Source organism: Vreelandella songnenensis (assembly GCF_003002925.1).
Taxonomy (GTDB): Bacteria; Pseudomonadota; Gammaproteobacteria; order Pseudomonadales; family Halomonadaceae; genus Vreelandella; species Vreelandella songnenensis.
In genome coordinates, this window is sequence record NZ_PVTK01000018.1 from 1 (window position 1) to 8,429 (window position 8,429).

Here is an 8,429-nt window from a genome sequence, read left to right on the forward strand (position 1 = left end):
GAATGTCTGAATGAGCATTGGTTCACCAGCCTTCATCACGCCAAGGTTGTCATCGAAGCATGGCGCCGGGAGTACAACGAAGAAAGACCGAAGAAGAGTCTTGGCGGACTGACACCTTCAGCCTATGCCGAGCAACTGGTGTTAAAACACGATAAAGTAACTTCTGACTCTAAACCCGGCTGCTACTGAAGATGGGGTGACGTCGGTGCATAACTTTGCTCGGGAATCGCATCGGCGCGGTAGGCAGTTTCAGCGTAGCCGTCCACAGACATTAGCGGTTCGTTTTGCACGCTCATCTACAGCTTCTCTGTTGACCATATCCGAAACTACCGCCGAGGAAGGCATTTACAACCTTCTCCGGCCGGTAACTAATATATGCTCTCCGTAATGCTATTAGCGTGGGATCTCGTCGTTACTCTGGCGCTCTGCTGCATCCTCAGACGGCGGCACTGCTTGCGGGCGGTCAAGGAACTCGCCGGCCTTCCGGGGTAAGCGGCCAAAGGCATTAACATCTTCGGGTTCGCCCTTGCGAGTCTCGCGGTAGTTAGGCACCGAAAGCTCCATCAGATCCGGACGACCGCCCCAAGCAGTACTATCGACTTCAATACGGTGTGCTTCACGCAGTGCCTTGAGTTCTTCCTCGCTGCTATTGGCATATAAATCGCGCCAGTAAGTCGCGGGGCGGCCGCGTTTACCCGCCCCGTCATAGGCTTTGGTGGTCGGGTCGAGATGACGAAAGGGTTCAACCTGTGGAATATCTGGCAATGGTTGGGACACATCCATATAGCGCTGTAGCATATCCCAAGCGGCGTATAGCTGGGCGATGCTGCCACCAACAGTAAAATCAAATTCAAGTGAACTTGTGCTATTCGGAAACCGACTACGATGAGGATAGCGATGGATCAATTTCAGAGAATGAAACTGTGAACCCTGAGTACCTACCCGCATTTCAATGTAAGTATCAAACTCATAAAAAGGAAAGTCTCCTATATCAGTTTTAACCATGCCTGTACGTCGACAAAAGGCGTAATCATTTGACCAATTACGATTCCCCTTATAAAACTTAATAGAATGTTTTTCCCAAAGCTGGCGTAGAAAGGTTGCAGTGCTACATATTACTACAACAATTGCAAGCGGAAAAATCGCTTGCAGTAAGGAATCGGCAGCAAAGATAAAAAGAACAGTACATACTGCCATTACACCAAAAATTAACCATCCCCCCCCGCCTTTAAAACTAAGTAAGTGAGAAAAAATAACAAAAATAAATCTAGCAAAACGATAAAAATCGTTAATATTTTCATCAACACGCTGTGACCAACGTAACTCATTGATCATGGTGTAATCATGATAGTCATCTCCAATATATTGATACTCTTGAAACCAGCTTTCCGAATACTGATAGGTAGTCGGGTTGACACCTAGATAACTGCCCCAAGGCAGACGAGTTTCTAGTATACGTCCGCGTAGCATCTCGTTTTGGGGGGCGTAACTTTGCTCGGGAATCGCATCGGCGCGGTAGGCAGTTTCGGCGTAGCCGTCCACAGACATTAGCGGTTCGTTTTGTAAGCTCATCGACAGCTCTACTGATTCTATTCGAAAATACCGCCGAGGAAGGCCCGGCCGGTAATAAAGAAATGCTTGCCGCAAGTGCTATTAGCGTGCGGTGTCGTCGTTATTTTGATGATCGGCTACGTGCTCGGAGAGCGGCGCTGCTTCCGGACGGTCAACAAACTTTCCCGCCTTCCAGGGGAAGCGGCCAAAGGCATTCACGTCTTCTGGCTCACTCTTGCGAGTCTCGCGGTAGTTAGGCACCGAAAGTTCCATCAGATCCGGACGACCGCCCCAGGCGGCACTATCCACTTCGGCGCGGTGTGCTTCGCGCATTGCCTTGAGCTCTTCCTCGCTGCTATTGGCATACAAATCACGCCAATAAGTCGCGTGTCGACCGCGCTTACCCGCTTCGTCATAGGCTTTGGTGGTCGGGTCAAGGTAGCGGAAAGGCTCTAGCTCGGGAACATCTGGGAGCGGCTGAGAAACATCCATATAGCGCTGCAACATATCCCAGACAGCATATAATTGGGCAATGCTGCCGTCTACAGTAAAGCTAAACTCAAGTGGGTTATTGGTAAGCGAATCAGGGCTACGGTGAGGGTAGCGGTGGATTACTTTGAACGAATGAAACTGTGACCCTTGGGTGCCCACCCGCATTTCGATATAAGCATCGAACTCATAGAAGGGGAAATCACCTCTAGAGGTCATGACCATGCCGGTGCGGCGACAAAAAGCATAGTCATCTGACCAATTACGGTTGCTTTTGTAGAATTTCAACTCATACTTTTCCCAAAATCGCAGAAGAAGAGTAGCGAAGCCGCAAATGATTAACACTATAACCAAGGGGGTAAATGCCTGTAGTAAGGTATCGGCAGCAAAGATAAATAGTATTGTGCAAACAGCCATGATTCCTGTAAATAGATACCCCCCCCCCACTCCTCCTCCTGCTCTAACAAAGCTGAAACCATGGGAGTAAATAACAAAAATAAAGCGTAACAGGCGATAAAGAATGCCTATGTTTTCATCAACCCTCTTTGACCAGCGATGCTCGTTTATCATGGTATAGTCATGATAGTCGTCGCCGATATATTGATACTCCCGAAACCAGCTTTCCGAGTACTGATAGGTAGTCGGGTTGACGCCTAGATAACTGCCCCAAGGCAGACGAGTTTCTAGTATACGTCCGCGTAGCATCTCGTTTTGGGGGGCGTAACTTTGCTCGGGAATCGCATCGGCGCGGTAGGCGGTTTCGGCGTAGCCTTCCACGGGCGTTAACGGTTCGTTTTGCAAGCTCATCGGCTACCTCCCTGCTGGTGCCATACCCAAGTCAACGGCGAGGGGTGCATTGTAACCATCCCCTAAAACTAGTGCATGCGTCATTAGAGTTCGATGCCCTACAACAAATACACAAAAGAAGCTTAACCGAAATAAAACGCCGAGATCCGGTCTTGTAGCTCGACTATTTTCTGATTGAACGCTTCATCCTCCATATCTCGCCAAAAACGTGGAGGTCGCGCTATTTCTTTTTCCCACTCCAAAGTGGTAGGGTCAAGCGAACGGAACTGTTCCCACTGTGGCGAGTCTGGCAAGGGCTGAGAAGTATCCATAAAACGCTGCAGCATATCCCAAGCAGCCAATTGATCCAGACGACTGGTGACCCCAAACATCCCCACCAGCGCGACATGGGCCTCAGCACTGTAGTGCACAAGGCTTAGGTTGTATTGAGCAATGCCCTGTGAAATCGGCGAGCTTTGTAGATAACAATCGAACTCATGGAAGGGCAATTCATGGGCCACCTTCCAATCGGTGCTTTTCTTGGTTGAATTGGCAAATACTTTGACCATGCCCGTACGTCGATTTAGCTCCCACATAGGGCTTGGCTGAAAGCCAGCCGTATATTTAGGAAATAAGCGGTAGATTAGGTTAGCCCCCCAAGTAAACAAAGAAAAAACAACAAAGAATATAGGAACTATCCAACTGCTAAACTTCCAAAATTCTGCCTCAAAATTTCCCCTCTTAAAAAGACCATAAAAAACCACAAAAATTGATATAGGAATAAGAGCAAAAAAACTTACCATACCTAAGCCGCGAACAACTCCGATAAAGAAGTCTATTTTATTTTGACTAGTATAACGCAAACACTCTTCATCCCAGCGTAGCGGATGCTCCGGCCGATCAGTTGGCCGAGGGGAGTGATTAGGCATCTGCTCAAGCTCACGCAATCGTTTGGGTGGCATATCCACCAGCTCTCGAGCGGGAAATAAGGCTTCGGTTGGGTGACGATAGGTCAGCTGCTGCCCAGAAGCCGCGGATAAGCGAAAGCGCTTGCCGTGGTGGCAAGACTCGGAACGCGGCCATAAAAATTTCTTGGAAGTATGCGCGCTGTCAGCGTAGGTAATGGGCATCAAATCAGTCATTGTTGCATCGTTATAATATGAATGCGGGTTGTCATGTTAGCAGAGCAGTTGACCTGCAATTAACCACCGCCCTGCCATAAATGCATAAAAGAAGCTTAACCGTAATAAAACGCCGATAGGCGATCCTGAAGTTCCGTTATTTTCTGGTTAAAGGTTGTATCATCCATATCCCGCCAAAAGCGGGGGGGCGACCTATATCTTTGTCCGCTTGGGCTGTTGTAGGATCAAGAAAGCGATACATTTCAAAAACAGGTATGTCAGGTAAAGGCTGCGATGTATCCATATAGTGCTGAATCATATCCCAGGCAGCCAATTGTTCCATGCGGCTGGTGACCCCGAACATGTCCACTAGCGCAACATGAGCCTCAACGCTGTAGTGCACAAGGCTTAGATTGTATTGAGCAATGCCCTGGGACGTAGGCGAGCTTTGGATATAACAATCGAACTCATGGAAGGGCAATTCATGGGCGATCTGCCAGGCAGTGCTTTTCTTGGCGGAATTGGCAAACACTTTGACCATACCCGTACTCCGATTTAACTCCCACATTGGACCAGGCTGGAAACCAGCAGCAAAGTTAGGGAATATGCGATAAATAAGGCTCGCTACTCCCCACATAAATAAAGAAAGAAGTATAAATACACTATTTGTTAATATGACAGATATTATTTCTTCCGTTAGACTAATATTATGAGAAGGAAAAAAAATACTTAGTAGTAAAGATAAAAACAAAACGCACAAACTTAAAAAAAACCCCACCATGCCAAGCCCACGACAAGCTCCTACAATAAAATTAGCTTTAGTTTGGCTTGTGTAACGTAAACACTCTTCATCCATCCGTATTTGGAGTTGCTGATAACCTTCGGGTCTAGGCGAAAAATCTGGTTGACTTTCAATATTTCGTAACTGTGCAGGAATAATTAACTCAAGCCCTTTCGCAACAGGAGGTGTACTGATGATAGGGTTTCTTGGTGCTAGCCTCTGTCCTGAAGCTGCGGATAAGCGAAAGCGCTTGCCGTGGTGGCAAGGCTCAGAACGCGGCCATAAAAATTTCTCGGAAGTATGCGCGCTGTCAGCGTAGGTAATGGGTGTCAAATCAGTCATTGATGCATCGTTCTTATATAAAAGCAGGCTGTCATACTAGCAGAGCGGTTTACTTGCAGTTAACCACCGCCCTGCATAAGAAGCTTAACCGAAATAAAACGCCGAGAGCCGGTCTTGTAGCTCGACTATTTTCTGATTGAACGCTTCATCCTCCATATCTCGCCAAAAACGTGGAGGTCGCGCTATTTCTTTGTCCCACTCCAAAGTGGTAGGGTCGAGTGGACGGAACTGTTCCCACTGGGGGGAGTCTGGCAAGGGCTGAGAAGTATCCATAAAGCGCTGTACCATATCCCAGGCAGCCAATTGATCCAGGCGACTGGTGACCCCGAACATCCCCACCAGCGCAACATGGGCCTCAACGCTGTAGTGCACAAGGCTTAGGTTGTATTGAGCAATACCTTGCGACGAGGGAGAGCTTTGCAGGTAACAATCAAACTCATGAAAAGGAAGTTCATGCGCCACCTTCCAGGCAGTACTTTTCTTGGCTGAGTTGGCAAATACTTTAACCATGCCTGTGCGGCGATCAAGCTCCCACATGGGGCCTGACTGATAACCTGAAATAAAGTTAGGAAGAAAGCGATAAATAATACTCCCCCCTCCCCAGAGAAATAAAAAAAATCCTATGATTACTCCATTAGTTAAAAAATCCAGAATCAACTCTTCTTTTAAATTTATACCTTGAGAAGGAAAAAAAAGAGTTAGAGACAATGAAGCGCATAAAACAAATAAACCTAAAAAAAAACCAACCATTCCTAAAGCACGTAAAGCACGTAAAGCACCAATTATAAAATATATTTTTGTTTGACTCGTATAACGAAGGCATTCCTCATCCCAGCGTAGCGGATGCTCTGGCCGGTCAACTGGGCGGGGCGAGTGATTAGGCATTTGCTCTAACTCGCACAACCGTTTAGGCCGAGTATTAACAAGCTCGCTAGCCGGAAACAACGGCTCAGACGGATGGCGATACGGCAGCTGTTGACCTGAAGCCGCTGATAAGCGAAAGCGTTTACCGTGGTGGCAAGTTTCAGAACGCGGCCATAAAAATTTCTCGGAAGTATGCGCGCTGTCAGCGTAGGTAATGGGTGTCAAATCAGTCATTGATGCATCGTTCTTATATAAAAGCAGGCTGTCATACTAGCAGAGCGGTTTACTTGCAGTTAACCACCGCCCTGCAAAAGAAGCTTAACCGAAATAAAACGCCGAGAGCCGGTCTTGTAGCTCGACTATTTTCTGATTGAACGCTTCATCCTCCATATCTCGCCAAAAACGTGGAGGTCGCGCTATTTCTTTGTCCCACTCCAAAGTGGTAGGGTCGAGTGGACGGAACTGTTCCCACTGGGGGGAGTCTGGCAAGGGCTGAGAAGTATCCATAAAGCGCTGTACCATATCCCAGGCAGCCAATTGATCCAGGCGACTGGTGACCCCGAACATCCCCACCAGCGCGACATGGGCCTCAGCACTGTAGTGCACAAGGCTTAGGTTGTATTGAGCAATGCCCTGTGAAGTCGGCGAGCTTTGTAGATAACAATCGAACTCATGGAAGGGCAATTCATGGGCCACCTTCCAAGCGGTGCTTTTTTTAGCTGAATTAGCAAACACTTTGACCATACCCGTACGTCGATTTAGCTCCCACATAGGGCCCGGCTGGTAGCCAGAAGTATAGTCAGGAAAAAAACGATAAAGTAGAGTTACCCCACCCCACATTAATAAAGAAAAAAATATATATATTCCATTGCTAAAAAAAACAGCTATCAACTCCTCTTTTAAACTAATATTTTGAGAAGGAAAAAAAAGGCTTAACAACAATGATATAAATAAAACAAAGAGACTCAAAAAAAAACCCACCATTCCAAGAGCTCGGATAACACCAATTATAAAATTAGTTTTAGTCTGACTTGTGTAGCGCAGGCACTCTTCATCCCATCGTAGCGGATGCTCAGGTCGATCGCTCGGCCGAGGCGAGTGATTAGGCATCTGCTCAAGCTCACGCAATCGTTTAGGTGGCATATCCACTAGCTCTCGGGCTGGGAATAAGGCTTCGGTTGGATGGCGATAGGTCAGTTGCTGCCCAGAAGCCACGGTTAAGCGAAAGCGCTTGCCGTGGTGGCAAGGCTCTGAACGCGGCCATAAAAATTTCTCGGAAGTATGCTCGGTATAAGCATAGGTAATAGGTGTCAAATCAGTCATTGTTGCATCGTTCTAATATGAATGCAGGCTGTCATGCTAGCAGAACGGTTTACTTACAGTTAACTACCGCCCTGCCACAAATGCATAAAAGAAGCTTAACCGTAATAAAACGCCGATAGGCGATCCTGAAGTTCCGTTATTTTCTGGTTAAAGGTTGTATCATCCATATCCCGCCAAAAGCGAGGGGGGCGGCCTATTTCTTTGTCCGCTTGGGCTGTTGTAGGATCAAGAGAGCGATACATTTCAAAAACAGGTATGTCAGGTAAAGGCTGTGATGTATCCATATAGTGCTGAACCATATCCCAGGCAGCCAATTGTTCCATGCGGCTGGTAACCCCAAACATGCCCACTAGGGCAACATGGGCCTCAACGCTGTAGTGCACAAGGCTTAGGTTGTATTGAGCAATGCCCTGGGGCGTCGGCGAGCTTTGTATATAACAATCAAACTCATGGAAGGGTAATTCATAGGCTACCTTCCAGGCGGTGCTTTTCTTAGCAGAATTGGCAAAGACTGTGACCATGCCCGTTCGCCGATTTAACTCCCACATAGGGCCTGGCTGGAAACCAGCGGCAAAGTTAGGAAACGAACGGTAGATTAGGTTTGTCCCTCCCCACGCTGTTAAACAGATAGGTAATAGAATTGAAAAAAATTTTATCGACCAGATAAAAAAATCCATAAATTCTATGTCAGGATTTGAAAGTGAAGTAAAAAAAATAATAATATTTCCAGCAATAGCAACAAATAAAAAGAAGAAAAAACCAACCATTCCGAATGCACGAATAATCCCAGCAATAAAATCTAACTTGGTTTGACTTGAGTAACGCAAGCACTCTTCATCCATCCTTATCGGATATTGCTGATAGCCTTTAGGGCGAGGTGAGAAATCCGGCTGACTTTCAATAATGCGCAACCGATTAGGAACAATTAATTCAAGCCCTTTCGCAACAGGAGGGATATTGATCGTAGGGTATCTTGGCGCTAGCCGCTGTCCTGAGGCCGCGGATAAGCGAAAGCGCTTGCCGTGGTGGCAAGACTCGGAACGCGGCCATAAAAACTTCTCGGAAGTATGCGCGGTGTCAGCGTAGGTAATGGGTGTCAAATCAGTCATTCGCACTCTCGTTATCCTGATGGGTCGTTTCATCGGCCCAATAGGGTTGCTCTGTACGGGTAA

8 protein-coding genes are annotated in these 8,429 nt (G+C 47.1%); 1 reads left to right on the forward strand and 7 read right to left on the reverse strand.

The genetic code is table 11. The annotated features are described in order from the left end of the window. The coding region (locus B0H98_RS16665) for an integrase core domain-containing protein (RefSeq protein ID WP_146130253.1) at positions 1 to 189 on the forward strand (189 nt) is incomplete at its 5' end. 204 nt (positions 190 to 393) lie between these two features. Here B0H98_RS16665 and B0H98_RS16670 read toward each other — a convergent pair. The 7 genes from B0H98_RS16670 to B0H98_RS16700 form a co-directional block, all read right to left on the reverse strand. Continuing rightward, on the reverse strand, positions 394 to 1,572 hold the full coding sequence (locus tag B0H98_RS16670; RefSeq protein ID WP_146130270.1) for a hypothetical protein: 1,179 nt from the start codon (positions 1,570 to 1,572) through the stop codon (positions 394 to 396). A gap of 81 nt (positions 1,573 to 1,653) precedes the next feature. After that, positions 1,654 to 2,847 carry a hypothetical protein gene (locus B0H98_RS16675; RefSeq protein WP_106376196.1) on the reverse strand — a complete coding sequence of 398 codons (1,194 nt, stop codon included), beginning with the start codon at positions 2,845 to 2,847 and terminating at the stop codon, positions 1,654 to 1,656. 122 nt (positions 2,848 to 2,969) lie between these two features. Then, the gene (locus B0H98_RS16680) at positions 2,970 to 3,968 is read right to left on the reverse strand and encodes a hypothetical protein (protein WP_106376197.1); all 999 of its coding nucleotides are present in this window, start codon (positions 3,966 to 3,968) and stop codon (positions 2,970 to 2,972) included. Positions 3,969 to 4,104: 136 nt separating this feature from the next. Then, a complete protein-coding gene (locus tag B0H98_RS17010; RefSeq protein WP_146130271.1) occupies positions 4,105 to 5,070 on the reverse strand; it encodes a hypothetical protein in 966 nt (321 codons plus the stop codon). Between the two features lie 84 nt (positions 5,071 to 5,154). Next, positions 5,155 to 6,168: a YihY/virulence factor BrkB family protein gene (locus B0H98_RS16690; protein WP_106376199.1), complete on the reverse strand. Its 1,014-nt coding sequence runs from the start codon at positions 6,166 to 6,168 to the stop codon at positions 5,155 to 5,157. 84 nt (positions 6,169 to 6,252) lie between these two features. Then, a complete protein-coding gene (locus B0H98_RS16695) occupies positions 6,253 to 7,257 on the reverse strand; it encodes a hypothetical protein (protein ID WP_106376200.1) in 1,005 nt (334 codons plus the stop codon). Positions 7,258 to 7,352: 95 nt separating this feature from the next. Continuing rightward, the gene (locus B0H98_RS16700) at positions 7,353 to 8,366 is read right to left on the reverse strand and encodes a hypothetical protein (RefSeq protein WP_106376201.1); all 1,014 of its coding nucleotides are present in this window, start codon (positions 8,364 to 8,366) and stop codon (positions 7,353 to 7,355) included. Positions 8,367 to 8,429: the final 63 nt, after the last annotated feature.